This window comes from Duganella sp. CF458 (assembly GCF_900113115.1).
GTDB lineage: Bacteria > Pseudomonadota > Gammaproteobacteria > Burkholderiales > Burkholderiaceae_D > Rugamonas.
In genome coordinates this window covers 77,802-101,218 of record NZ_FOOF01000011.1, presented here as the reverse complement: position 1 = coordinate 101,218, position 23,417 = coordinate 77,802, and the positions used below count along the sequence as shown (strand labels likewise).

The 23,417-nt window shown below is 64.7% G+C and carries 21 protein-coding genes and 1 riboswitch; of the genes, 8 read left to right on the top strand and 13 right to left on the bottom strand.

All coding sequences use genetic code 11. The features are described 5' to 3' along the window. The first annotated feature begins 37 nt into the window (after nt 1–37). Entirely contained in the window at nt 38–2,074 is a 2,037-nt protein-coding gene (locus tag BM269_RS17990) for a hypothetical protein (protein WP_139232783.1), read from the top strand. Here BM269_RS17990 and recQ read toward each other — a convergent pair. The 6 genes from recQ to BM269_RS17960 form a co-directional block, all read right to left on the bottom strand. Beyond that, nucleotides 2,049–3,869, bottom strand: a complete 1,821-nt coding sequence (gene recQ, locus BM269_RS17985; RefSeq protein WP_090439805.1) for a DNA helicase RecQ — start codon at nt 3,867–3,869, stop codon at nt 2,049–2,051. The two genes, BM269_RS17990 and recQ, sit on opposite strands and share 26 nt — an antisense overlap. A 4-nt stretch (nt 3,870–3,873) precedes the next feature. Then, nucleotides 3,874–4,707 carry an undecaprenyl-diphosphate phosphatase gene (locus BM269_RS17980; RefSeq protein WP_090439802.1) on the bottom strand — a complete coding sequence of 278 codons (834 nt, stop codon included), beginning with the start codon at nt 4,705–4,707 and terminating at the stop codon, nt 3,874–3,876. A gap of 135 nt (nt 4,708–4,842) precedes the next feature. Then, nucleotides 4,843–5,979, bottom strand: a complete 1,137-nt coding sequence (locus BM269_RS17975; protein WP_090439799.1) for an MFS transporter — start codon at nt 5,977–5,979, stop codon at nt 4,843–4,845. A gap of 50 nt (nt 5,980–6,029) precedes the next feature. Continuing rightward, a complete protein-coding gene (locus BM269_RS17970; protein WP_090439796.1) occupies nt 6,030–6,290 on the bottom strand; it encodes a YkgJ family cysteine cluster protein in 261 nt (86 codons plus the stop codon). Nucleotides 6,291–6,304: 14 nt separating this feature from the next. After that, a complete protein-coding gene (locus BM269_RS17965) occupies nt 6,305–6,562 on the bottom strand; it encodes a YkgJ family cysteine cluster protein (RefSeq protein ID WP_229204696.1) in 258 nt (85 codons plus the stop codon). Nucleotides 6,563–6,586: 24 nt separating this feature from the next. After that, complete coding sequence (locus tag BM269_RS17960) at nt 6,587–6,892, bottom strand: hypothetical protein (RefSeq protein ID WP_139232782.1); 306 nt, start codon at nt 6,890–6,892, stop codon at nt 6,587–6,589. A gap of 150 nt (nt 6,893–7,042) precedes the next feature. After that, nucleotides 7,043–7,260, top strand: a riboswitch (cobalamin riboswitch). 38 nt (nt 7,261–7,298) lie between these two features. Between BM269_RS17960 and BM269_RS17955 the strand changes: the two genes are divergently transcribed. From BM269_RS17955 to BM269_RS30055, 4 genes are all read left to right on the top strand, one after another. Then, nucleotides 7,299–11,735, top strand: a complete 4,437-nt coding sequence (locus BM269_RS17955) for a cobaltochelatase subunit CobN (protein WP_090439790.1) — start codon at nt 7,299–7,301, stop codon at nt 11,733–11,735. Continuing rightward, complete coding sequence (locus tag BM269_RS17950) at nt 11,732–12,175, top strand: MotA/TolQ/ExbB proton channel family protein (protein ID WP_090439787.1); 444 nt, start codon at nt 11,732–11,734, stop codon at nt 12,173–12,175. Before BM269_RS17955 ends, BM269_RS17950 begins: the two co-directional genes overlap by 4 nt. Beyond that, on the top strand, nt 12,172–12,531 hold the full coding sequence (locus BM269_RS17945) for a hypothetical protein (protein WP_211482719.1): 360 nt from the start codon (nt 12,172–12,174) through the stop codon (nt 12,529–12,531). Before BM269_RS17950 ends, BM269_RS17945 begins: the two co-directional genes overlap by 4 nt. A gap of 390 nt (nt 12,532–12,921) precedes the next feature. Then, a complete protein-coding gene (locus BM269_RS30055) occupies nt 12,922–13,653 on the top strand; it encodes a helix-turn-helix transcriptional regulator (RefSeq protein WP_170860414.1) in 732 nt (243 codons plus the stop codon). On the opposite strand, the gene BM269_RS17935 is transcribed toward BM269_RS30055, so the two are convergent. Next, on the bottom strand, nt 13,650–14,291 hold the full coding sequence (locus BM269_RS17935; RefSeq protein ID WP_170860413.1) for a TetR/AcrR family transcriptional regulator: 642 nt from the start codon (nt 14,289–14,291) through the stop codon (nt 13,650–13,652). The two genes, BM269_RS30055 and BM269_RS17935, sit on opposite strands and share 4 nt — an antisense overlap. Before the next feature lie 139 nt (nt 14,292–14,430). On the opposite strand from BM269_RS17935, the gene BM269_RS17930 reads away from it, so the two are divergent. Further along, the gene (locus tag BM269_RS17930) at nt 14,431–15,180 is read left to right on the top strand and encodes an SDR family oxidoreductase (RefSeq protein ID WP_170860412.1); all 750 of its coding nucleotides are present in this window, start codon (nt 14,431–14,433) and stop codon (nt 15,178–15,180) included. 68 nt (nt 15,181–15,248) lie between these two features. On the opposite strand, the gene BM269_RS17925 is transcribed toward BM269_RS17930, so the two are convergent. The 5 genes from BM269_RS17925 to BM269_RS17905 all read right to left on the bottom strand — a co-directional run bounded on the left by BM269_RS17925 (nt 15,249) and on the right by BM269_RS17905 (nt 20,521). After that, a complete protein-coding gene (locus tag BM269_RS17925) occupies nt 15,249–16,223 on the bottom strand; it encodes a PDR/VanB family oxidoreductase (RefSeq protein WP_229204695.1) in 975 nt (324 codons plus the stop codon). Further along, a complete protein-coding gene (locus BM269_RS17920) occupies nt 16,223–17,341 on the bottom strand; it encodes a pyridoxal phosphate-dependent aminotransferase (RefSeq protein ID WP_090439778.1) in 1,119 nt (372 codons plus the stop codon). The genes BM269_RS17925 and BM269_RS17920 overlap by 1 nt, the downstream gene beginning before the upstream one ends. Then, nucleotides 17,331–18,233, bottom strand: coding sequence for a GHMP family kinase ATP-binding protein (locus BM269_RS17915; RefSeq protein ID WP_090439775.1), 903 nt, complete (start codon nt 18,231–18,233; stop codon nt 17,331–17,333). The genes BM269_RS17920 and BM269_RS17915 overlap by 11 nt, the downstream gene beginning before the upstream one ends. 74 nt (nt 18,234–18,307) lie before the next feature. Further along, complete coding sequence (locus tag BM269_RS17910; protein ID WP_090439773.1) at nt 18,308–19,618, bottom strand: NAD(P)/FAD-dependent oxidoreductase; 1,311 nt, start codon at nt 19,616–19,618, stop codon at nt 18,308–18,310. Nucleotides 19,619–19,654: 36 nt separating this feature from the next. After that, a complete protein-coding gene (locus BM269_RS17905; protein ID WP_090439772.1) occupies nt 19,655–20,521 on the bottom strand; it encodes a hypothetical protein in 867 nt (288 codons plus the stop codon). Between the two features lie 252 nt (nt 20,522–20,773). Here BM269_RS17905 and BM269_RS17900 point away from each other — a divergent pair, with 252 nt between their 5' ends. Then, nucleotides 20,774–21,790 carry a M28 family peptidase gene (locus BM269_RS17900; protein WP_211482718.1) on the top strand — a complete coding sequence of 339 codons (1,017 nt, stop codon included), beginning with the start codon at nt 20,774–20,776 and terminating at the stop codon, nt 21,788–21,790. A 19-nt stretch (nt 21,791–21,809) separates the two neighbouring features. Here the strand turns inward: BM269_RS17900 and BM269_RS17895 are convergent, their stop codons facing one another. After that, on the bottom strand, nt 21,810–22,541 hold the full coding sequence (locus BM269_RS17895; protein WP_170860411.1) for a substrate-binding periplasmic protein: 732 nt from the start codon (nt 22,539–22,541) through the stop codon (nt 21,810–21,812). Nucleotides 22,542–22,719: 178 nt separating this feature from the next. Between BM269_RS17895 and BM269_RS17890 the strand changes: the two genes are divergently transcribed. Then, complete coding sequence (locus BM269_RS17890) at nt 22,720–23,370, top strand: TetR/AcrR family transcriptional regulator (protein ID WP_090439765.1); 651 nt, start codon at nt 22,720–22,722, stop codon at nt 23,368–23,370. Nucleotides 23,371–23,417: the final 47 nt, after the last annotated feature.

Here is a 23,417-nt window from a genome sequence, read left to right as displayed (position 1 = left end):
CGCAGCATTGGCTCCTGTCCACACACAGGAGGTTGCCATGCTCAAGTTTGCTCGAATGCTGTTGGCTGTGCTGGCGCTGCTTGCCGGCGCCGCGCACGCGCAGAATGCGCCCACCTATCAAGCCTTCAAGTTTGACGGCCAGTTCACCCCGCAGTTTTTGAATGACCTGGGCCAGGTCGCGGGCGTCGGCCCGGATGGCAGGCCGATGATCTGGCATCGGGACGGATCGTTGCAGCCACTGGCGGGCAACGTCAGCCAGCTCACCATCACCGGCTTCAACAACCAGGGCACGGTCGTCGGCAATGGGGTGATCCCGGGCTACAGCCTGCCGCAGCCGGTCGTATGGCGCAACGGAGGCGCGGTGCAGCGTTTGCCGCTGCAGGGCCTGGGTGGTTATACGGAAGGAATCAACAACCGCGGCGACATTATCGGCTATATGGCAGGCGCCTCCAACACGGGCTCGGGACAGGTTGGCTTCATCCAGTGGGGCGACGGCGCGGTGCCGCAGCTGTTCGACGATTATTTCCCACACATGATCAATGACCACGGTTTCGTTCTTGGCCGGCGTAGCGGCGAATACGGCGCCAGGAGCTGGCAGGACGGTGTATTCGGCGCGTCTTCGATTGATGACTTGAACATCCGCGCGCTCAACAATGAAGGGCGCATGGCGGGCACCCACGAGAGCATGCATGCGTTTTCGGCGATCGATAGGGCGGGGCAGCGCGAAGTGCAAGACCTGTGGTCCGGCACTGCCGCTGACCTCAATGACGCAGGCAGTGTCGTTGGCGAGACTGAATATTCCTTGCACGCTATGCTGTGGTACCAGGAGCGCGCCTATAACCTCGACCATTTGTGGGACCATGCATCCTATTCGGGCTGGACTTTGCTCAATGCCTGGGACATCAATGAAAGCGGTGCGATCCTCGCGACCGCGCTGGACCCGCTTGGGGGCTATGGGAAATTCCTGCTGTCGCCGGTGCCTGAGCCCCAGGCCGCCATGTTGTTGCTGGCCGGTCTGCTGGTGTTGGCGGCGCGCTGGCTGGCGCAGCGAAAATCGTTGACCCGCATGGCATCGGCATCCTTGCTGGCCGTGCTGGCCTGCAACGCTCATGCGCAGGAAGCGCCGGCCTACCGGGCCCTCAGGCTTGACGGCCAGTTCACCCCGCAGTTCCTGAACGATGCCGGACAAATCGCGGGAATCGGCCAGGACGGCAAGCCGGTCATCTGGAGCCCTGACGGTTCGCTCGTGCACTTGTCGGGCGTCGCCGGTCATTTCAGCCTCACCGGCTTCAATAACCAGGGGACGGTGGTCGGCAATGTCACGATCCCCGGGTTTTCGCAATCGCAGCCGGTCGTGTGGCGCAATGGCGGGGCGATGGAACTGCTGACGTTCGCAGGCTCGGGCGGTTATGCGTCCGGCCTGAACAACCGCGGCGACATTATCGGCTTCAGCTCCGGTGCGTCGGGCACGGGCCCGATCGGCTTCATCGAGTGGGCCGATGGCAGTGCACCGCAGCGGTTTGACGATTACCGGCCGCGCTTGATCAACGACATGGGCATGGTGATCGGCGGCCATACCGGTGAATTTGGCGTGAGGAGCTGGCAAGACGGCGTCTTTGGCGCGTATCACCTGGCGTACGACTATGACATTCGGGCGCTGAACAGCGAAGGGCGGCTGGCCGGTTTCCAGGACAATGCCAATGCCTTCACACTGCTCATGCGCGGCGACCCGTGGGAGCACCAGGAATTGTGGTCCGACTATGCCTACGACATCAACGATGCGGGCAGCGTGGTGGGCGAAACCGAGTACCGGCGGGCCATGCTCTGGTACCAGGACCAGCCCTATGCGCTGGACCGCTTGTGGAACGAGGAGCAATACGCCGGCTGGATGTTGCAAAGTGCCTGGAGCATCAACGCCAGCGGCCAGATTCTGGCACGCGGCGCGAATGAATGGGACGCGCAGGCGAATTTCCTGCTGTCGCCCGTGCCTGAGCCGGCACAGGGTGCACTGTTGCTGGCCGGGCTGGCGCTGCTGGGTAGCCTGCGCCTCAGGCCAGGTCGGCGATCAGCCTGACGATTTCGTCGCCGTAGGACACCAGCTTCTTCTCGCCCACGCCCGAGATGCCGCGCATCTGGTCCAGCGTGGCCGGCCGCACCTTGGCGATTTCGCGCAGCGTGGCGTCGTTGAAGATCACATAGGCCGGCACGCTGTGTTCGCGCGCCGCACCCATGCGCCAGGAACGCAGGCGGTCGAACAAGCGCTGTTCGTCGCCATCCAGGTTGGTTTCCTCGTAGCCTTTCGGCGCCGAGCTGCGTTTCTGCTTGACCGGCTTCTGGTACTGGCGCAGTTGTACTTTCTGGCCGCCTTTCAGCACCGGGCGCGCGGCGTCGGTCAGCTTGAGCGAGCTGAATTGTTCGTGGTCGACGGTGACCAGTCCCAGCGCGATCACCTGGCGCAGGATGGCGCGCCATTCCTGCTCGCTGCGGTCGGCGCCGATGCCGAATACGGACAGCTTGTCGTGGTGCCAGGTCTGGATGCGTTCGGACTCGGCGCCGCGCAGCACGTCGATCACGTGGCCGGCGGCAAAGCGCTGGTCGCAGCGGTAGATGGCCGACAGCAGCTTCTGCACCGGTACCGTGCCGTCGAAGGACACCGGCGGAATCAGGCAGGTATCGCAATTGCCGCAAGGCGTGGCAGGCTCGCCGAAGTACTCCAGCAGGCGCACGCGGCGGCAGCTCAGGGTCTCGCACAGGCCCAGCATGGAGTCGAGCTTGGTGGACAGCACGCGCTTGAAATTCTCGTCGGCTTCCGACTCGTCGATCATGCGCCGCTGCAGCACCACGTCCTGCAGGCCGTAGGACATCCAGGCGCTGGCCGGCATGCCGTCGCGGCCGGCGCGACCGGTCTCCTGGTAGTAGCCCTCGATCGACTTCGGCAGGTCGAGGTGGCAGACGAAACGCACGTCCGGCTTGTCGATGCCCATGCCGAAGGCGATGGTGGCGACCATCACGATATTCTCCTCGCGCAGGAAACGTGCCTGGTTATCGGCGCGCTTCGCATGCTCCATGCCGGCATGGTAGGCCATGGCGCGCACGCCGTGCTCGTTCAGGAACTCCGCCGTCTCTTCCACCTTCTTGCGCGACAGGCAGTACACGATGCCGCAATCGCCGGCATGCTCGGCCGTGATGAAGTCCAGCAGCTGTTTGCGGCCGTTGGTTTTCTCGACGATCTGGTAGCGGATGTTCGGGCGGTCGAATGAGGAGACGAATTGCGCGGCATCGTTCAGCGCCAGGCGGTGGATGATCTCGGCGCGCGTCTGCTGGTCGGCGGTGGCCGTCAGCGCGATGCGCGGCACATTCGGGAACTGCTCGTGCAGCACCGACAGCTTGATGTATTCCGGACGGAAGTCGTGGCCCCATTGCGATACGCAGTGCGCCTCGTCGATGGCGAACAGCGCGATATGGGAATCCTGCAGCAGGTCGAAGCAACGCTGCGTCAGCAGGCGCTCCGGCGCCACGTACAGCAGGTCGATCTGGTTGGTGCGCACCAGGCGTTCGATGCGCGCCGCCTCTTCATAGGTTTGCGTGGAATTCAGGAAGGCCGCGCGCACGCCGACTTCGGCCAGCGCGTCGACCTGGTCCTGCATCAGCGCGATCAGCGGCGATACCACCACGCCTACGCCCTCGCGCAGCATGGCGGGAATCTGGTAGCACAGCGACTTGCCGCCGCCGGTCGGCATCAGCACCAGGGCATCGCCGCCATTGCCGACCTGCTCGACAATCTGCCCCTGCTGGCCGCGGAAGGCTGGGTAGCCGAATACGGTCTGGAGCAGGTGCAGGGCGCGCTGGTTGATATCCTGGCCGGTCATGCTCTTATTCGGCCCAAACGATCGTGCCGGTGTAGGCAGTGGCAATCACCACGATGCCGAACACGATGCGGTACCAGGCGAAGATGGTGAAAGTGTGGGTGCTGATGTAGCGCAGCAGCCAGCGGATGCAGGCGAAGGCCGACACGAACGCCACCACGGCGCCGATGCTGAACAGCGGCAGGTCGGCGGCGCTCAGCAGCGCGCGGTCCTTCCACAGCGAGTAGAAGGTGGCGGCCAGCAAGGTCGGGATGGCAAGGAAAAACGAGAATTCGGTCGCTACTTTGCGCGACAGGCCGAACATCATGCCGCCGATGATGGTGGCGCCGGAGCGGCTGGTGCCGGGAATCAGGGCGAACACCTGGGCGAAGCCGACTTTCAGCGCGTCGAGCAGGGTCATATCGTCCACCGACTGCACGCGCACGGCGACCGGGTTATTCCTGGCACGGCGCTCGACCCACAGGATGATCAGGCCGCCGATGATGAAGGCCAGCGCCACCGGCTCCGGCGCAAATAGCACCGCCTTGATCTTCTTTTCGAACAGGTATCCCAGCGCGGCCGCTGGAATGAAGGCCACCGCCACGTTGAGCGCAAAGCGGCGTGCGCGCGCGTCGCTGAACATGCCCAACAGGACTTCGCCGATCTTCTTGTGGTACTCCCAGATCACGGCCACCATGGCACCGCCCTGGATGGCGATCTCGAACACCTTGGCTTTCTCACCCGTGAAATTCAACAGGCTACCCGCCAGCACCAGGTGGCCGGTGGAAGAAATCGGCAGGAATTCGGTAAATCCTTCGACCAGACCCATGATCAGAGCCTTCAGCGCAAGAACGATATCCATTGTGATTCTGTTAAGTGTTTCGGTGGGGGAACGCGGGCGGGATGCTGCGCGGGCACGAAGCTTACCATGAGCGCGGCCTGCCGATGCACTTGAGCCAAGCGTAGCCCGGTAGCCGGGGCGCCGGTTTGCGCTGCGTCAGGAGTGGACCCGCACCAGGCGACTGCTGGCGGCTACCAGCAACAGCGCGCCGCCCAGGGCGGCAAACGCCAGTTCCAGGCTGGTCAGGTGGGCGACAAAGCCGATCATGGCCGGGCCGGCCAGGACGCCCGCGTAGCCGATGGTGGTGATGGCGGCGATAGCCAGGCTGGCCGGCATGGCGCGCTGGTTGCCGGCCGCGGTGAACAGGATCGGCACGATATTCGAGGCGCCCAGGCCGACCAGCACGAAGCCCGCCAGGGCCGCGGCCGGCGAAGGCGCTGCGACTGCCGTGAAGAAGCCGGCGGCGGCGCACAAGCCGCCCACCAGCAGCACGCGGCGCCCGCCGAAGCGGCCCACCACCCGGTCGCCAGTCAGGCGGCCGACAGTCATGGCAACCGCGAAGGCCGCGTAGCCGAGGCCGGCGCGGCCTTCCTCCAGCCCGCGCTCGGCGGTCAGGAAGACGGCGCTCCAGTCGAGCATCGCCCCTTCGGCCAGGAAGACGATGAAGCACAGAACGCCGATAAAGATCACGGCGCCATGCGGCATGACGAAGGTAGGCGTACTGCCGTCGCGCGCTTCCGGCTGGTGCAGCAGGTCGGGGCTGGCGCGCCACAGCAGGAGGCCGCTCAAGGCAACGATGGCCAGGCAGGCGGCCAGCGGGCCGCTGCCCAGCCACAGCAGCAGCGCCATGCCGCCCGCGCCGGCAAAGCCGCCCAGGCTGAACATGCCGTGGAAGCCCGACATCAGGGCGCCGCCGCTGGCTTTCTCGACAATCACGGCTTGCACATTCATCGCCACGTCCATCGTCCCCAACGCGGCGCCAAACACGAACAGCACCAGGCCGAGCAGCAGCGCGGTCGGCGCCAGCGCCAGGCCGGGCAGGGCCAGGCAGACCACCAGAGCCGCCCACAGCACCACCTTGCGGCAGCCAAAGCGCGCCGCCAGGGCGCCGGTCAGCGGCATGGTCAGCAGCGAACCGAGGCCAAGGCAAAGCAGCAGCAAGCCGAGCGGGCCCTCCGCCAGTTGCAGGCGCTCCTTCGCATAGGGCACCAGCGGCGCCCAGGCGGACATGACAAGGCCTGCGGTCAGGAAGGCCAGGCGGGTGGACAGGCGGTGATCAATGGCATGGTTCATGGCTGAACATTCTAGCCGGGAATCGTTTCCAATGCCCGCGCCCGGCGTGTTCAGGGTGCCGTGGCCAATTCCAGCGCAGTGAGCCAGTGCATGGCTTGCTCGCGCGTTGCGCCGCACATTTCGGCCGAGGGCTGCAGGCCGCCGCAGAACGCCGGGCGTTCGGGCTGGCCGAAAATCTTGCAAAGATGATCGTCGCCCAGCTGGACGCAGCGCACCCCGGCCGGCTTGCCGTTCGGCATGCCGGGAATCGGGGACGTGATCGAGGGCGCCGTGCAACAGGCGCCGCAGGCGGGGCGGCATTGGAAACTCATGATGGGGCAGTATTTTACCGCTTCGGCCAGCCCAGCCAGCGCATGGCCTGTTCGCGCGACTCGCCGCACACCGCTGCGTCGGCGCCGAACTCGACGCACACGCGGGGGCGTTCGGGCAAGCCATACAGCTTGCAGCGCCGTTGTGAATCGAGCTGGATGCAAGGCACGCCCGCCGGTTTGCCTTCAGGCATGCCGGGAATCGGGCTGGAGATGGCGGGCGCCGTACAACAGGCGCCGCATTGTGGACGGCACGGGATCGGGGTGCGGTTCACAGCCTTGCTGGCGGCTTTGCCTGGCTAATGGACAACGTGTTGCGTGCGGCCGCCGAAGGCTTTGAGGGCGTCCGACAGCGACACTTCTATCTGGCCGAGGTGGGCGTCGGCCAGCACCCAGGGTTCGCCGTCCGCGTCGTGGCGCTTGGCCACTTCGCGTTCGACCATGGCCGCCATGCGCTCATGCAGCACCTGCTGGTAGCGCGGCGAATCCGGATTCCCAGCCTGGGCGCGGGCGTACATATCCGCCCCTTCCCAGAGTTCCTGGATGCGCTCATCCCCAAGTCCGGAGGCCGCTGCCAGGACTTGTAATGTTGTCTTGTTATGCATTTTTACTCTCCCAGACACGTTCTTTGACGCGTACTTAGCAGTAAATACCTAATTCTCACGAATTACCAATCTTTTTGGAGCAGTGGATCTTTATAACAACAGTCGTTGTTCTTCTGGCTAGATTGTTCGCCAATGCCAGTCTGTTAGAATGGCGCACGTTGTGTGATTGGTGCCTTCCTGCAAGCCTGCAGGGAGGTGAAACGGGAAGCCGGTGCCGCGCGAGATTGCCATCTTGCGCCAGTCCGGCGCAGCCCCCGCTGCTGTAAGCCGGACGAAGCTGACCAACGCCACTGTGCATCGCACGGGAAGGCCAGGCCAGGGGAGGATGAAGGCGAGCCAGAAGACCGGCCAGTCACTTTGATTGTGCAAAGCCCGGGGTGTGGTTTTGCGTGCTCGGAAACCTGCTGTGCCTACCACTACCTTTGCCCGGACCATTGCGGTCCTGCTATGTGCGTTCGCTTGCGCGCGTGCCAATGCCGGCGTGCTGTTTGCCATCGTCACCGAGCGCGCCGCGCCCATTGCCATCGAGGCGGCCCACCGCCACCTGGCCAGCCATCCCCAGGACCGTATCGTGCTGCGCACGCCGGCGCAGTGGATGGCGGCCGACGACAAGCAAGCCGCCCAGTGGCTGGCGCAGGCCGACAGCATCCTGGCGGTATCGCTGTTCGGCGACCCGGCGCGGCGCCTGAAAGAAGCCTTGCCGCGCCACGCCCGCCCGCAAGCCACGGTGCTGGCCATCAACGGCGAAGCCACGCTCAGCCTGCTGTCGCGCGGCCGGCAAGGCAGCCTGCAAAGCTTTGCGCCGGAAACACTGCGCCAGCTGTCGGCCGAACAGCCGCCGGAAGCGGCGCTGCAGGCGGCCAGGGCGCGTCCCGCAGCGGGGCAGTGGCTGGCCGCCCGCCAGCTGTGGCAGGCCGGGGGCCGCGACAACACGGCGGCCTTGTTGGCGCACCTGCTCGACCCGGCGCAGGCCTTGGCGCAGCCGCAGCCGGAACCGACGCTGCGCCTGCGCGTTGGACAGCGCGAGCTGCATGACGCGGCAGCGTGGGGCCGGGCCGCGCAGCTGGGCGTGCAGGCGCGGCCGACGGTGGTGGTGCTGGACTTGTCGAATATGGATGGCACGGTGCCCGATGCCGTGTGCCGCCGGATCGAGCGCAATGGCCAGCAATGCGTGCAGGTGCTGCCGCGCTGGGGCGGCGCCTCGCGCGAGGCGCTGGAGCGCTTGCCGGAGCTGATTGCACCGGCCGTTCCGGCGGCGATGGTGGTATTGCAGGACTTTGTGGTCGGCGCCGCCGAAGGGCGCGAGGCTGTCAGCGATGCATTCAAGAAGCTCGACATCCCGCTGTTCAAGGCGATCCGCCTGTCCGACCGCACGGCCATGCAATGGCGCCTTTCTCCTGACGGCTTGCCGCCGGATTCCGTGCAGTACCGCGTGGCGCTGCCGGAGCTGCAAGGCATCGGCCAGCCGATCGTGGTGGCCGCGCTGGGCGAGCCGCAACGCGACAAGCTGACCGGCATCGAGAACCGTCCGCCGGTGGTGCTGGCGGCGGAAGCGGAACGCCTTGCCGCGCGCGTCGATCGCTGGCTGGCGCTGCGCGCCAAATCCAACCGCGACAAGCGCGTGGCCCTGGTCTACTACAACCATCCGCCGGGCCGGCAGAACATCGGCGCCGACAACCTCGACGTGCCGGCTTCGCTGTTCGACATGCTGCATGCCATGAAGGGCGCCGGCTACAACGTTGGCGAATTGCCCGCCACGCCGGAGGCGCTGCTCGATCGCATCATGGCGCACGGCGTCAACCTGCCGGAAGACCGCGGCGCCTTGCGCGAACTGGCCGGTTCCGTGAACAGCGTCAGCGCCGCCGATTACGCAAAATGGTTCGCCACACTGTCGCCGCGCGTGCAAGGCGAAATGACCAGCGGCTTGCTGGGCCGCCTGCACGCCGACGTGCTGGAAGCGGAAGCCGCCGGCGAATGGGCGCTGGGCCGCAAGCAGGCCGAAGTCGTGATCAAGGAGTTGCAGCACCTGGTGGAGGGCGCCGACCATCCGCAGCGCGAGGCGGCAATCCGCGACCTGGCCGCGCTGGCCGATGGCTATGCGGCATGCCTGAAAGCGAAGGCGCCGCGCCGTTGTTCCGCGCTGGAGCCGTTGCGCCGCCGCGTGGCGTCTTACGGCATCGAGGGCTTGAAGGGTTGGGGACCCGCGCCCGGCAAGATCATGGTCGATGGCGGCAAGCTGCTGGTGCCGGGCCTGGTGTTCGGCAATGTATTCATCGGCCCACAGCCGCCGCGCGGATGGGAAGTCGATGAAGAACTGCTGCACGCGAATACCAGCGTGCCGCCGCCGCACCAGTACCTGGCCTTCTACCATTGGCTGCGCGACCGTTTCAAGGCCGACGCGCTGGTGCATGTCGGCCGCCATTCGACTTATGAATTCCTGCCGGGGAAGGCGGTCGGCCTGTCGGGCGACGATTTCCCCAGCCTGATTGCGGGCGACCTGCCGGGCATCTATCCCTATATCGTGGACGGCGTCGGCGAAGGCACGCAGGCCAAGCGGCGCGGCCTGGCCGTGATGGTCGACCACCTGACGCCGCCGCTGGCCTCCACGCCGCTGTATGACGAACTGCTGTCGCTGCGCCAGATCGTCGAGAGCTACGAGGCTGCCGGCTCCGACACGCTGAAGGAAAAGGCTGCGCAACTGATGCGCGAGCGCGTGGTGGCCTTGAATTTAAAGGCGGAACTGGAAGCCTCGATGGCCGACGTGCTGGCCGTGCGCGGCATCGGTTTCGATGCTGCCGACGACGACCTGCTGGCGCACGAAGTCGGACACTACCTGACCAAGCTGCAGGAAAAATTCATGCCGCACGGCCTGCACATTTTCGGCCGCCCGTGGAAGCAGGAATCCATCGACCTGATGCTGGAGTCGATGAAGAAGGGCGGTATCGACGACCCTGAAGTGGCGCGCAAGCTGGCCGCTTCGCCGCTGAATGAAATGCGCGGGCTGCTGGCGGGCCTGGAGGGCCGCTTCATCGAGCCGGGCAAGGGCAACGACCCGCTGCGCTCGCCGGAGGCGCTGCCGACCGGGCGCAACTTCCATGCGGTCGATGGCGATATCCTGCCGACCCGGATCGGCTACCAGATGGGCTCCAGCCTGGCTGCCAAGGCGGCGGCGCGCGAGCGCTCCGATGCGGGCAGCGAGGGCATCCTGCTGTGGGCATCCGACGCGGTCCGCGATGAAGGCGTGATGGTGGCATTCGCACTGGCCATGATGGGCGCCGAGCCGGTCTGGAACGCGCGCGGCATCGTCAATGACGTGCGCCTGCTACCGGGCGCCGTGCGGCGCGATGCGCTGGTGACTACCTCCGGCCTGTTTCGCGACCTGTACCCGAACCTGATCCGCCTGATCGACCGCGCGGGCCGCCTGTCCCTGGCAGCCTCCGCCGCCGGCATCGCCGAGCAGGAACCGGCGTTGCGCGAGGCTTTGGAGTCCGCCCTGGCGCCGCTGGGCAGCAGCGCCGGTGCCGGCAGTGGCAGTACGGGCGCCAGCATCGCCTGGGGACGCGAACCCGCCTCCAGCAACCGTGTGGCGCGCGAGTGGCTGGTGCGGGTGCGGGCCTTGCAGGCCGGCGGCATGCCGCCGGCCGAAGCCGGGCGTGCCGCAGCCCAGCGCATCTTCGGCGATGCGCCGGGTGCCTACGGTGCCGGCGTCAACCGCCTGACCGAACGCTCGGGAGCCTGGCGCGAACGCGACGAGATCGGCAAGGCTTACCGCAACCGCATGGGCCACGCTTACGGCCTGGACGCCAGCGGCGAATCGAGCCACGCCGCTTTCGATGTTGCGCTGGACGGCATCACACGCACTTACCATGGCCGCGCCAGCAACCTGTACGGCCTGCTCGATAACAACGACGCCTTTGATTACCTTGGCGGCCTGTCGCTGGCTGTCGAAAGCCGCACCGGCCGCGTGCCGGAGGCGCTGATCCTGCAGCATGCGCAACCGGGGCGCGCCGACGTTGAGCCGCTTGCCTCCGCCATGCTTGGCGAGCTGCGCGGCCGCTTCCTGAATCCGGCCTGGATCAAGCCCTTGATGGGACACGGTTATGCCGGCGCGCGAACCATGGGGCAGGAGTTCCTCGAAAACCTGTGGGGCTGGCAGGTGACGCGCCCGGATTTGGTGAAAAACTGGGCCTGGAATGAAGTGAAGTCGGTCTACTTCGACGATGCGCATAAACTGGGACTGCCGCAATTCCTCGGCCAGCGCCACAACGCGCATGCCAAGGCGCATATGCTGGCGATCTTCATGGTGGCGGCCGAGAAGGGCTTCTGGAAGACCGACGACGCCACCATCAAGAAGATGGGCGGCGAACTGGCGCGCCTGGTTGCCGGCAACGGCCTGCCAGGCAGCGGCCATACCGCGCCTGACCATCCCATGTGGCAATGGCTGACGCCCCAACTCGATTCAGCCGATGCCCAGGCTTTGGCAGCCACGCTCGCCAAAGCCCGCGGCGACGCGCTCGCCGCCGATGCAGTGGGCGCCGCGCTCCGGCAGGACGCAGCGGAGAATAGTCCCGCAGCCGTGCGCGCCGACCGCCCTTCGCACGAACTCCGCACCACGCAGGACGCGAACCAGTTCGGTGCTGTCGTGGCAGCGCAAGGCAACGCCACGCAAGCCAAGGCCCGCGCCTACGAGCTGCGCGACCTCGCCGACCCACCACAATCCCCCGCCGAGCGCGCGATGAAGCTGCTTTCCCTGCTGGCCGCTGCGGCAGCGGGCATCGCACTGTTCGCACTCGGCGTCCTGCGCGGCACCCAAACACCAATCTACAAAGGAGCACACCAATGATCGACAACCAAACCTACGCCTGGCTGCACGACGGCGTCAGCTTCCTTCTTGCCCCAGCCTTGCTGGCCCTGCTGGTCGCCTGCGCAGTGGCGGCGGTCGAAGCAGGCATCGCCGCCGGCGAACGTTTCGGCGGCTTGAAAAAACTACGCGAAGCCGGCAACGCCGCCCACATCCAGGCCCTGGCGCGCCACCGCCTGGAGCGCGCCGACCTGCTGGCGCGAATTCCCCCGATGCTCGGCCTGATGGCCACCATCATCCCCCTTGGCCCCGGCCTGGCCGCCCTCGGCCAAGGCAACCCCGCCCAACTGGCCAGCGCCGTGACGGTCGCGTTCGACGCCACCGTCCTCGGCCTGGTGGCGGGCATCGCCGGCCTGGTGATCGGCAAGCTGCGCCGCCGCTGGTACGAAGAAACGCTGGATGCGATGGAGCACGCCGCATGAGGGACCAGGCCCAAGCCCCCGCCCCCGCCGCGGTTGCGGCCCGCCAGCGCCTGCGCCTGTACCGCCACCTCGACTCGCGCTTCGACGACAGCGACGAAGACCCGCGCGCCAGCCTGGTCAACCTGGTCGACGTGATGCTGGTGTTCGCCTGCGGCCTGATCGCGGCCATCGCCGGCAGCCAGGGCGCGCTGCAACATAAGCCGGTGGAGAAGGGACGCCAGATCGAGCGCCCGGCCGCCGGCGTCACGCAAGCCGGCAGCGGCTACGACCGGGTCGGCGAGGTGTTCCGCGACCCCAAGACCGGCCAACTGGTGCTGATCGAGCCAGCCAAAAGCGACGCAACGCGCGCCAAGTAAGGTCAGGCCCTTCCATCACATTCCGGTCCGCCCACTGCAAGGCTGCAAGCTGGCCGGCCAGGTTTAAATTGGGTACTTGCCGCCATTGAAATTTGGGTGGCAGTACTGATTCCTGCATCCTCTCCCCTGGTCCACTATGACCACTCCGTCGCCCCGGGCATGCAAATGCCGCGGGCAACGGAGGCATCGACGCCGGCTGGCGAAGATTATATAAAAAACAACAAACAGATTCAAAGTGCGGCTAGGGAGCGTTCGGCCCATAGCTATTTCGACCAGATCGAAAAGTTGACAAATTTTATATACTTCGCTACATTAGATACCTATCGGTACGAAATTCGCCGAGCAGGATCTCGACATTGGTTGTACGCACCTTCAGAGTTGACAGACGCCATGAACAGCCTCAGTACAGAGCAGACCGCCGCCGTTGCCGCCTTCATTCAGGCTTGCCACAGCGTATCGACGCTTCAGGATTTCAGCACCGTGGTGGGCCCGCGCCTGCGCGATGTGCTGCCCCATGCGATGTTCGCTTGCGGCTGCATGCGCATGGCGGACCGGCGCATCGTGGAAGCGGTGAATTTCAGTTTCCCGGCCGCCTTCATGAACGGCTTTGTGGTCGAGGACAACCACTGCCCATGTCCTGCGCTGCGGCGCTGGGTGGAGACGCGCAGCCCTGTTTTCGTCGACCCGGATTCATCGCTGCTGCTGCCGGGCGACCGCGCCTGGCTGGCCAAGGCCGAGCGGCACGGCATCCGCAACGTCGCCATCCACGGCGTCATGAGCCTGAGCCAGGAGCACGCCTGTTACTTCAGTTTCGGCAACCTCGACCAGTGGAACCGCGAGACGGCCTTCCTGCTGCAGCTGCTGGTACCGCATTTGCATTACGCGCTGACCCATGTCGAGGAATTCGGCAACAAGCGCCCCAAGAAGATCCTCACCGAGCGTGAGCAGGAAGTGCTCAAGTGGATCTGCGGCGGCAAGTCCAATTCGGAGATGGCCTCGATCCTCGGCATCAGCTCGTGGACGGTGAAGATCCACGTCAGCAACCTGCTGGCCAAATTGAACGCTTCCACGCGCGGGCACGCGGTGGCCAAGGCCATCTCTTTCGGCCTGATCGAAGTCTAAGCCGCCTTCAGGTGGCGCTTGCGCGCGGGCGCCGGGGGCTTGGGCCACACGGCCATTGCCGTCTCGATCACCGTCAGCAACTTGGCCTGGCCGGCGCCGCTCTTGGCCATCACCGCCAGGCCGGCAATCAATGAACCGAACAACGCGGCCATGGCCTGCGGGGTGAGCGCGGCCGGCAGTTGGCCGTCCTGCTCGGCCCGCTGCAGGCGTTGCAGCACCATCGTTTCGGTACCCTGCAGGGCAGTGCGCAGCGCCATCTCCACCGAAGCGGGAATGCTTGAGCCGCCGCAATCGGCCGTGCCGTTGATGATGAAGCAGCCGCCCGGCAGGTCGGGATCGGCCAGCATCCCGGCCAGCGAGCGCAGGAAGCCTTCCAGCGCCGTGCGGCCGTCCGGCTCGTCGTTGAGCTTGGCCGCGTGGCGCGCGATCAGCAGCGACAGGTAGCGCTGCAGGCCTTTCAGGTAAAGGGCTTCCTTGTCGCCGAAGGCCGCATACAGGCTCGGTTTCGACAGGCCCATCGCATCGGTCAGTTCGTGCAAGGAAGCGTCCTGGTAGCCGTGTTTCCAGAACACTTCCACGGCCCGGTCCAGGGCATGATCGATATCGAAAGTGCGTGGGCGGCCGCGTTCGCGCGTCATGGTGATCTCCATTCAATCGTGTGGTTGACGAATATTATACTAACCGGTATATTAAATACCTATCGGTACATAAATAAACACGAACCGGTATTTTTCAATTTTTGCCGCTCTTGCAGGGCGGCCTTTCAAGGAGAAGATGATGGGTAGACTGACTGGCAAAACCGCTCTGATCACCGGCGGCACCACTGGCATCGGCCTGGCGACGGCCAAGCTGTTCCTGAAAGAAGGCGCACGCGTCGCGATCATTGGCCAGGACGCACAGCGCGTCGAAGCGGCCGGCAAGGAGCTGGGCGAAGGCGTCCTGGCGCTGCGCGCCGACGTATCCTCGGCAGCGGAGATGGCCGGCGTGGCCGCCAAGCTGAAGTCGGTGTTCGGCAGCCTGGACGTGGTATTCGCCAACGCCGGCATCGCCCAGCCGATGCCTTTCTCGGACGTCGATGCCAAGCACATCGACAACCAGGTCGACGTCAACTTCAAGGGCGTGATCTACACCGTGCAAAGCGTGCTGTCGATGCTGAACAACCCGTCGAGCGTGGTCCTGACCGGCACCACCCTGGTCGAGCAGGGCGTGGCCGGCCTGGCGGTGTATTCCGCCACCAAGGCCGCCGTGCGTTCGCTGGCGCGTACCCTGTCGACCGAGCTGACCCCACGCGGCGTGCGCGTCAACGTGATCAGCCCGGGCCTGATCGAAACCCCGATCTATGGCAAGCTGGGCCTGCCACCGGAAGCGGTGCAGGAGTGGGCCGGCCAACTGATGGCAAAAGTGCCGGCCTCGCGCTTCGGCCAGCCGGACGAAGTTGCCAAAGCCGTGCTGTTCCTGGCCAGCGACGATTCTTCCTACATGATCGGCGAGAACATCCTGTTCGACGGCGGCATGGCCACCCTGTAAGGCAAAACGAAGCCCGCTACGGCGGGCTTCTTGAGGAAGAAAGGCGCCATATCGATATGGCGCCTTTTTCACAGGTCGAGAACCAGGGTCTGGTCCAGCGAGCGCGAGCAGCAAGGCATGAACTGGTTGTTGCGCGCCTTCTCTTCTTCGGTGAAGTAGCAGTCGCGATGTTCCGGCGTGCCCGCCAGGACGCCGGTGATGCAGGTGCCGCACAGGCCTTCGTTGCAGGATAGCGGAATGGCGATGCCATGTTCGCCCAGCACGCCGGCCACCGTCTGGTCGGCGCCGACCCGGATCACCTTGCCGGTGCTGGCAATGCGCACATCGAAAGCGCCCGGTTCGGGCAGCTCTTGCGCCGGTGCGGCGAAGTGTTCCACATGCACTTGCGCCGCCGCCCAGCCATGCGCCGCCGCGCGCTCGCGCACGTGGGCGATAAAGCCGGCCGGGCCGCAGATGTACACATGGGTATCGGCATCCGGCACCGCCAGCAGCGCGTCGGCATTGAAATGCTGGTACGGCCCCTCGTCGTCGATGTGCAGCCGGGCGCGATCGGACCACGGCGACTGGGCGATCAGGTCGAGGAAGGCGGCGTGTTCGCGCGAACGGACGCAGTAGTGCAGCTCGAATGCACGGCCTTGCGCCGCCAGTTCCGCCGCCATCGCCAGCATCGGCGTGATGCCGATGCCGCCGCCCAGCAGCAAGCTGCGTGTGGCGGGCACCAGGGCAAAGTGGTTGCGCGGCACGCTGATGGACAGCAGGTCGTCCACGCCGACCTCCGCATGCAGTGCACGCGAACCACCGCGCGACGCCGGTTCGTCCAGGATGCCGAGCAGGTAGCGCTGGCGCTCCAGTGGCGAGCTGCAGATGGAGTATTGGCGCAGCATGCCGTTCGGCGCCAGCACGTCGATGTGGGCGCCGGCGGTGAATGGCGGCAGCTCGCCGCCATCCAGCGCACGCAGTTCGAAGCTGGCGATGCCAAGCGCTTCTTCGCGCCGCTGCGCCACTGTTACCAGCAGCGACGGCGCCACCATGGCGGAGTCCATCACGCCGCCTCGGCCGGCGCATAGGCCGCCAGCACTTCGGCCAGCGCGGCCACCAGCTTGTCGGCGTCTTCGCGCACGCGCACCACGCTGCGCAGGTATTGCTCGGTCGAGCCGGCCTTGTTGCTGCATTCGCGGATCAGCAGGCCATACTGTTCCAGCAGGATGTCGCGCACCTGCTTGCCCGAGACGCCTTCCGGCAATTCGCTGAACAGGAAGTTGCCCTTGGACGGGTAGGTCTTCAGGCCCGGCACCGTTTGCAGCTGGCGATACATGTACTCGCGGTCTTGCGCGACCTTGACGAAGCTTTGCGCATAGATTTCCTTGAACTGGCCGATGTTCTTCAGCACGAAGCCGGCCAGGCCGTTGACGTTCCAGTAGGGCACTTTGGCGCGCAGGATGGCGGCGGCGCGCGTATTGGCTACCGCGTAGCCCAGGCGGATGCCGTGCCAGCCGAGCGACTTGCCCATGCTCTTCACCACGATCACGTTGGGCGACTCCATCGCCAGCGCTTCGGCGCTCTCCAGGCCGGAGAACTCGATGAAGGATTCGTCGATGATCAGGCTGTCGATGTCGGACAGCTCGTATGCCATCTTGCGGATGTCCTCGCCGCTGAACCAGGCGCCGGTCGGGTTGTTCGGGTTGCAGATCACGACCGTCTTGGCGCCGGTTTCGCGTGCGCGGGCGATCACGTCGTCGGCGCCGATCACGAACTCGCGCGCGCGTTCACGGTGCACGAAATGGACCGGGACGTTGAACTCGGGCGGCAGGTCGGTCCAGCGCCCAAAGGTGGGCACCGAAGTCAGGATCGGACCGCCGCTGTCGCGGCACAGGATGGTGATGATCTCGGTGATGCCGTTCGCCACCACGATGTTTTCGGCCGGGGTGCCGACCAGGTCGGCGATGCATTGCTGGTAGACCGGCGAGTAGTCCGGGTAGTACTTGAGGATGTCGCCCATGTTCTGAGCGATCAGCTCCAGCATCCGCGGCGGCGGGAAGTAGGAATTGGCAGGCACGCAGAAGTCGGTCAGTTTTCCCTGGTACTTGGTGCGCGAACGGATCGCGAAGATGGACGGGTTGTGGAATCGGGTCTGGAAGATATCCAGGTTGTTAGCAGTCATAGCATCCTCCGCTGATAATCTTGAAGTCGCCCACGATCTCGACGCTCTTGCCAAAGCGCTGTGTGATGGCGTGTTTGAGGGTGTCGCCCAGGCGGTCGCTGGCGCGGTACATCACGCCCAGCACGGTGCCGCTGTGGGCGCAGTTGACGCCGAGCGCACCGAGCTCGCGGCTGGTGGCCAGCATTTCGTCGAATTGCGGCTTGAGGTGAATCTGCTGGCTCAGCGTCGCGCTGGCGGTGGCCGCATCGGCCACGGACAGCGGATCGGCATGGCGCAGGCCGCGCTTCAGCTTGGCCAGCGCATCCTTCAGGTAAGGCTGGTTCTGGCGGTAGATGGCGCGTGCCCTTTTGCGGTCGAAGCCGATGGTATCGATCTCGCCGCCGCAATCGACCACCAGCACATTCAGGTCGGCCGGCGCCGGCATCGAGTCGAGCAGGCGGCCGGTCAGGTGGTTGACTTCCGCGATGCCGGGGAAGTGGACGCAGTCGGACGGCTCGATCTCGGTCACCAGGCGCGCGAACAGCTGGGCGTCCAGGCGCACTTCGGCGCTGCGGAACACGGCTTCCAGCGCGGCGGTGATGTCGGCCGAGCTGGACGCCATGCCTTTGCCGCGCGGGATGTCGCTGTGGATGGCGACCTTGTGGCCGAGGCGGAAAGCGTACTCGTGCGCGGCCAGCGAGATGGTGTCGCGGATCTTGGTGAAGCGGTTCAGGTCCGACAGGTACAGGCCGTCGTCGTGTTCTTCGACGGTGGCGTAAGAAAACAGGTTGACCGGGCAGTTGACCAGGAAGTCCTGTTCGTCGATGGCGCCTTGCATCAGTTCGCCGCAGGTGCCGGGCGCTTTGAGACGCAATGCGGATGCTGCGTCAACGCCAATGGATGTCGCTTGCATGATGGTTTCCTTTGGGTGGGGAACGACGGATGCGCGCCGGCGGGCGGGCCGGCGCGACAGGAGGGGATAACGATTTAAGCCGCGGCCTTCGCTTCCTGGTACAGGTTGGCGAAGTAGTTCCGCGCCTCGGGGTCGTAGTTCTTGATGAAGTCAGGCAGCGCACGGGTCTCGCCATCAAGCGCGATCGCGCGCGAGAACGGGATGGTGTCGCCGACCTGGCCCATGAAGTGGTCGACCTTGGACTGGTCGGCCTGGATCGCATGGAAGAATTCCAGGTGTTCGCGGGTGTACGGGTTGCACTCGGCGCCGTCGCACACGAAGCCCCAGTAGTCCTCGTAGTCGGCCTGGCGCACCTCGTGGTACTCGGCCATCGCTTGCTCGAACGGGACTTCGTGCTTCAGCACGCGGTCCAGGTAACCGGTTACCAGTTCGGCATCGCGCAGCGAGTGGGTGATGCCCATCGCGGTCCACTGGTCCTTGAAGCTGCAGGCGTCGCCCACCAGCACCCAGCCCTTGCCGTAGGTCTGGCGGTGATACGCCACCATGCGGCCCATGGCCTTGAACTCTTCCACACGCTTGCCTTGGGCGACCAGGTCGGCCACTTCCGGCGCCACGTAGCGGTAGGTCTTGTGGAAGTTCGCTTCCGGATCCTTGCTGAAGTCGCTCCACCACGCGGTCGGGCCGTACACCAGCACCAGGTGGCGGTCTTCCATGGTCGGGAAGATGGCGGTGCCGAAGCGGCCGCGCTTGTGGATGCACAGTTCAGGCTTGTCGATGCCGCTGAAGTAGCCGTAGTAGGCGAAAGTCGACTTTTCGCGCACCACGGTTTTTTCGGCGCCGACCATGCCGGCAAATTGCGACATGCGGCCATCGGCGCCAACCACCACCCGGGCCCGCGCCAACAGGGCGCCGTTCGGGCCGTTGCCGCGCACGCCGACCACCTGGCCGTCTTCCACGATCAGCGACTGGACGGTGGTGGCTTCGCGCACGTCGACGCCGGAAGCACGCGCTTCATCCAGCAGCACCTTGTCCAGGTAGAAGCGGCGCGGGCCGGAATAGTAGTCGACCACGCCGTCGTCATTGCCGTGCAGTTTGATGAAGCGGTCCTTGACCGCCTGCACCGGCACGCCGCCATGCAGGCTGATGCCCTCGATCGAGACTTCCAGCTGCTTGAAGCTGGGGGTCTGCTCCAGCACTTTGCCGGCCACGCCCAGGCGGTTCAGGTAGGACATGCCGCGCGGCCAGATGAAGTGGGTGGAGTTGGTGTCGCGCGGGAAGGTGTCGCGCTCCACCATCAACACTTTATATCCTTTGCGGGCCAGCCAGGTGGCGGTGGGTGCGCCGGATACGCTGCCGCCCACGACGATTGCGTCGAACTGTTCCATGATGATTCCTCAGTAAGTGAAGTTGGCGGGCAGGCTTCAGCTGCCTTTGCGGTAGGTGAAGGCTTCGAAGGAAACGCGGTAAGTCTTGTTCTTCTCGTTGTAGCGGGTGCAGTACTGGGTTGGATACCAGCCATCGGTCTGCACGGCAGCGGGCTGCTTGACCGGCAGGCAGTCGTCCGGCTTGGAGTCCAGGTAGTCCTTGCTCATCATCGGCTCGTAGAAGGTGATGCGGCCGTCGAACGTGCCGAGGATGAAGGTATTGGTGAAGGTGCCGCCGTTGAATTCCGGCGCGGTGGAATCGGCGTAGTGGTTGCCCATGTGCGCATACACCAGGTTGGTGTTGAACATGTCGGCGTGGACGTATTGCGGTGCAACCGGATTCTTGGCCTTGGCCTCGATGGCGCAATTGGTCAGGCCCGGGCAATCGCCGGTGAACACGGCCAGGCGTTCGGTGTCGGGAATGGTGTAGAAATGGAAGTCGAAGTGCGGACGGTCATACACCTGGTCCGGCACGTGGCCATGCGCTTCCCAGTTGATGGTGATGTTCTTGAACTGGCTTGGGTTGGCATCGAAGTACAGCGTGCGCGAATGGCCGCCGACGCACTCGTCATGATCGTCGATCTTGTCGTCGCGGTTCAGGTCGAGGCAGGTCTTGCCGTCGTTGAGCGGATGATGCGGCAGGTTCTTCAGTGTCGACTCGTGGAATTCCACGCCGACTGCTTCCGGCCTGCCTTTATGGCTGGTCTTGGTATACGCGGTGAAACGGCCGTTGCCCATCGAGGCGCTGTCGCCGTAGCGCATGCCCGGCTTGAACTTGACGGGGGCTTCGTCGTCTTCGTGTGCTTGAACGTTCAGGGTGGCTGCGAGCAGGGCAAGTGCAATGGCGGTACGTTGGAATTTCATGTCGATCCTGTTTTGGTTGGTGGGTCATCGGCCGCGACATGGTCACGGCATCGTTTTTTTGACGTCGAGGGTATGGTGACAAAACAGGGTCGCGACCACCATAGCCCACCCGGGCTAGTAGTTGTGCGACGAATGGTTGCAAATGAAAAGATTGTGCGAGTCGTCCTATGGACGTAAGAATCGTCTGATAGGAAATGCGGCAAGCCGGCGCATGGCATACTGCGTTTTCTGATTTGACGACAAGGAACATGAATGGAATTCTCGCAGTCGCCCACGCGCAGGCCTCGCCGCCGCCATGCAGCGTTGGCTGTCATCGGTGCGGGAATGCTGCTGTTGGCCGCATTGGTCTGCCAACCTTTTGTGACTGCCGTGCCATCGACGCCACCAGTGGTCGATTCCGCCAGGCTTGAAGCGCACGTCAAAAAGCTGTCCGTCGATTTTCATCCACGCTCATTCGCGCACCGCGCAAACCTGGAGCGTACAGCGGCGTACATCGCACAGCAATTCAAGGACGCGGGTGGGCAGGTATCGCTGCAGGATGTGGTGGTCGAGGGTGAGCGCTACAAGAACGTCGTGGCGCGCTTCGGCCCAGAGCGTGGACGGCTGCTGGTGATTGGCGCGCATTACGACAGCCACGGCGCGACACGCGGGGCCGACGACAACGCCAGCGGCATTGCGGGTCTGCTGGAGCTGGCGCGCTTGCTGGGACAATCCGGACCAGCACGCCCGGTTGAATTGGTGGCGTATACCTTGGAGGAACCGCCGCACTTCCGCTCACCCCACATGGGCAGTGTTTGGCATGCCCGCGCATTGAAGGCGGCGGGACGCGATGTGGAGTTGATGCTGTCGCTGGAGATGATCGGTTATTTCAGCGACAGCCCGGGCAGCCAGGCCTACCCGCTGGCCGCGATGCGACTTGGCTATCCGGATCGCGGCAATTTCATCGCGCTGGTGGGACAATTCGGCGACTTCGGCGCAAGCCGTTCGGTGAAGGCGGCAATGTCGGGCGCGTCGCAGTTGCCGGTCTACTCGCTCAACGCGCCCAGCCTGGTGCAAGGGGTCGATTTCTCCGACCATCGCAGTTATTGGGCGCAGGATTATCCGGCGCTGATGGTGACCGATACGGCATTCATGCGCAATCCGAACTATCACCGCGCTGGCGATACGTTTGACAAGCTCGATTACCAACGCATGGCGATGGTGGTGCAGGCAGTCTACGCGGTGGCCCGGCCGGACCCTGTGGAGGCAGCGAGAGCGCGCTTGCCTTGAACGGACTGGCCCGAATGTCTTAAAGGCTCACGCCGTACTTGGCGTAGATCCTGGCGATGGCCCCCGAGCGCTTCATGGCCAGGATGGCCTCATCCAGTTCCGGTAACAAGGCTTTCTTGCTGGGGTGGACGCGCATCGACACGTCAAACGAGCCCAAAACGTCACCGAGGACGAATTCCCGGTACTTGGGCACCAGGAACATGTTGTATTGGGCGACGGCCTTGTTGATCAGGATCTGGTCCATCCGTCCGGCAGCGAGCATGGCCATGAGCTGCGTTTCGCTCACGGCGTCCGAGCGATGCACGATGCCACTGTCAAACAGCTCGCGCAAGTCCGGATAGGTGTATCCCCTGACCAATCCGAGTGTTCTGCCGCTCAAGTCCCTCGGCGTGTTCATTCGAAAATGTTTGCCTGGGGCAAACACGAGTACGTCGACCACTTTCCCAAACGGCACTGAAAATTTGCCGGGAACTCTTTGCTGCTTCACCCAGCCGGGGAACACACCGGGTTCGAGGTCGATCTGGCCCAGGTCGAACTCTCTGGCAAGACGTGCGTAGGGAAAGTAGCGGATCTGGAAGCGATGGCCGGTGATCTGACTCAGCTCGTCCAGGATTTCCTGATAAATGCCGGCCTGCCCGCTCTCAATCATCATCGGCGGGTAATTGTAGAAGCCGACCTTGAACGTGTCGGAGCGCGCGTCCGTACACCAGGCGGCGAACACAAGGCATGTCGCGAAAACTAGGCGTCCCATGGTTATTCCGGGTAATGCGGCGTTCGCATTCACTATCATGCCGCTGCCAGCCCAAGTCAAGCGCCGCGCTGCCGCTGCTGGCGCCCAAGACCGGAAACTTGACGGCGGGCGGGTGGGGGAACTAATATAAATGACTCACAAGTAAGTTACCGGAACGCAATTCCACGCAATTATTATCATGCAAGCCCCGACTGATACCAAGCCCCGCTGGGAGCGGCGCAAGGACGCGCGCCCGCAGGAACTGCTGGCGGCGGCGCTGGAGCTGTTCGTCGATCGTGGATTTGCCGCCACCCGCCTGGAAGACGTGGCGCGCGCCGCCGGCGTCTCCAAGGGCACGCTCTACCTGTATTTCGAAAACAAGCAGGAACTGTTCAAGGCCGTGGTGCGCGAGACCATCGTGCAAACCATCGGCCAGGCCGAAAGCGATGCGGCCGCCGCCCGCGACATGCCCAGCGACGAGCTGCTGCGCCAGATGCTGCGCACCTGGTGGACCCAGGTCGGTGCCACCAAGGCCGCCGGCCTGACCAAGCTGATGATGGCCGAATCCGGCAATTTCCCCGAACTGGCCCGGTTCTATAACGAAGAAGTCATTGAGCGCGGCAGCGCCTTGCTGACCCGCATCCTCGAACGCGGCGTCAGCCGCGGCGAGTTCCGCCCGCTGGACCCGGTGATGATGACCAACGTCCTGATCGCCCCGGTGCTGACGCTGATGATGTGGAAGCACAGCTTCTTCCCCTGCGAGACCCACGAGGGCGTCGATGCCGACGCTTTCATGGAGTCCTTCCTGGGACTGGTGCAGCAGGGACTGGCCCCGCAAAAGCCAGCTTAAATTGCCGATTTTGGTCGTTCACCCCCCCAAATCTGCAGACTGTCGCA

Bases quoted from the DNA above. Each gene is read 5' to 3' on its own strand.
- BM269_RS17895 (WP_170860411.1), bottom strand. From the start codon at position 22,541: ATGGGACGCCTAGTTTTCGCGACATGCCTTGTGTTCGCCGCCTGGTGT.
- BM269_RS17930 (WP_170860412.1), top strand. From the start codon at position 14,431: ATGGGTAGACTGACTGGCAAAACCGCTCTGATCACCGGCGGCACCACT.
- BM269_RS17990 (WP_139232783.1), top strand. From the start codon at position 38: ATGCTCAAGTTTGCTCGAATGCTGTTGGCTGTGCTGGCGCTGCTTGCC.
- BM269_RS17910 (WP_090439773.1), bottom strand. From the start codon at position 19,618: ATGGAACAGTTCGACGCAATCGTCGTGGGCGGCAGCGTATCCGGCGCA.
- BM269_RS17925 (WP_229204695.1), bottom strand. From the start codon at position 16,223: ATGGACTCCGCCATGGTGGCGCCGTCGCTGCTGGTAACAGTGGCGCAG.
- BM269_RS17960 (WP_139232782.1), bottom strand. From the start codon at position 6,892: ATGCATAACAAGACAACATTACAAGTCCTGGCAGCGGCCTCCGGACTT.
- BM269_RS17980 (WP_090439802.1), bottom strand. From the start codon at position 4,707: ATGGATATCGTTCTTGCGCTGAAGGCTCTGATCATGGGTCTGGTCGAA.
- BM269_RS17950 (WP_090439787.1), top strand. From the start codon at position 11,732: ATGATCGACAACCAAACCTACGCCTGGCTGCACGACGGCGTCAGCTTC.
- recQ (WP_090439805.1), bottom strand. From the start codon at position 3,869: ATGACCGGCCAGGATATCAACCAGCGCGCCCTGCACCTGCTCCAGACC.
- BM269_RS17970 (WP_090439796.1), bottom strand. From the start codon at position 6,290: ATGAGTTTCCAATGCCGCCCCGCCTGCGGCGCCTGTTGCACGGCGCCC.
- BM269_RS17905 (WP_090439772.1), bottom strand. From the start codon at position 20,521: ATGAAATTCCAACGTACCGCCATTGCACTTGCCCTGCTCGCAGCCACC.
- BM269_RS30055 (WP_170860414.1), top strand. From the start codon at position 12,922: ATGAACAGCCTCAGTACAGAGCAGACCGCCGCCGTTGCCGCCTTCATT.
- BM269_RS17890 (WP_090439765.1), top strand. From the start codon at position 22,720: ATGCAAGCCCCGACTGATACCAAGCCCCGCTGGGAGCGGCGCAAGGAC.
- BM269_RS17920 (WP_090439778.1), bottom strand. From the start codon at position 17,341: ATGACTGCTAACAACCTGGATATCTTCCAGACCCGATTCCACAACCCG.
- BM269_RS17975 (WP_090439799.1), bottom strand. From the start codon at position 5,979: ATGAACCATGCCATTGATCACCGCCTGTCCACCCGCCTGGCCTTCCTG.
- BM269_RS17935 (WP_170860413.1), bottom strand. From the start codon at position 14,291: ATGACGCGCGAACGCGGCCGCCCACGCACTTTCGATATCGATCATGCC.
- BM269_RS17945 (WP_211482719.1), top strand. From the start codon at position 12,172: ATGAGGGACCAGGCCCAAGCCCCCGCCCCCGCCGCGGTTGCGGCCCGC.
- BM269_RS17915 (WP_090439775.1), bottom strand. From the start codon at position 18,233: ATGCAAGCGACATCCATTGGCGTTGACGCAGCATCCGCATTGCGTCTC.
- BM269_RS17900 (WP_211482718.1), top strand. From the start codon at position 20,774: ATGGAATTCTCGCAGTCGCCCACGCGCAGGCCTCGCCGCCGCCATGCA.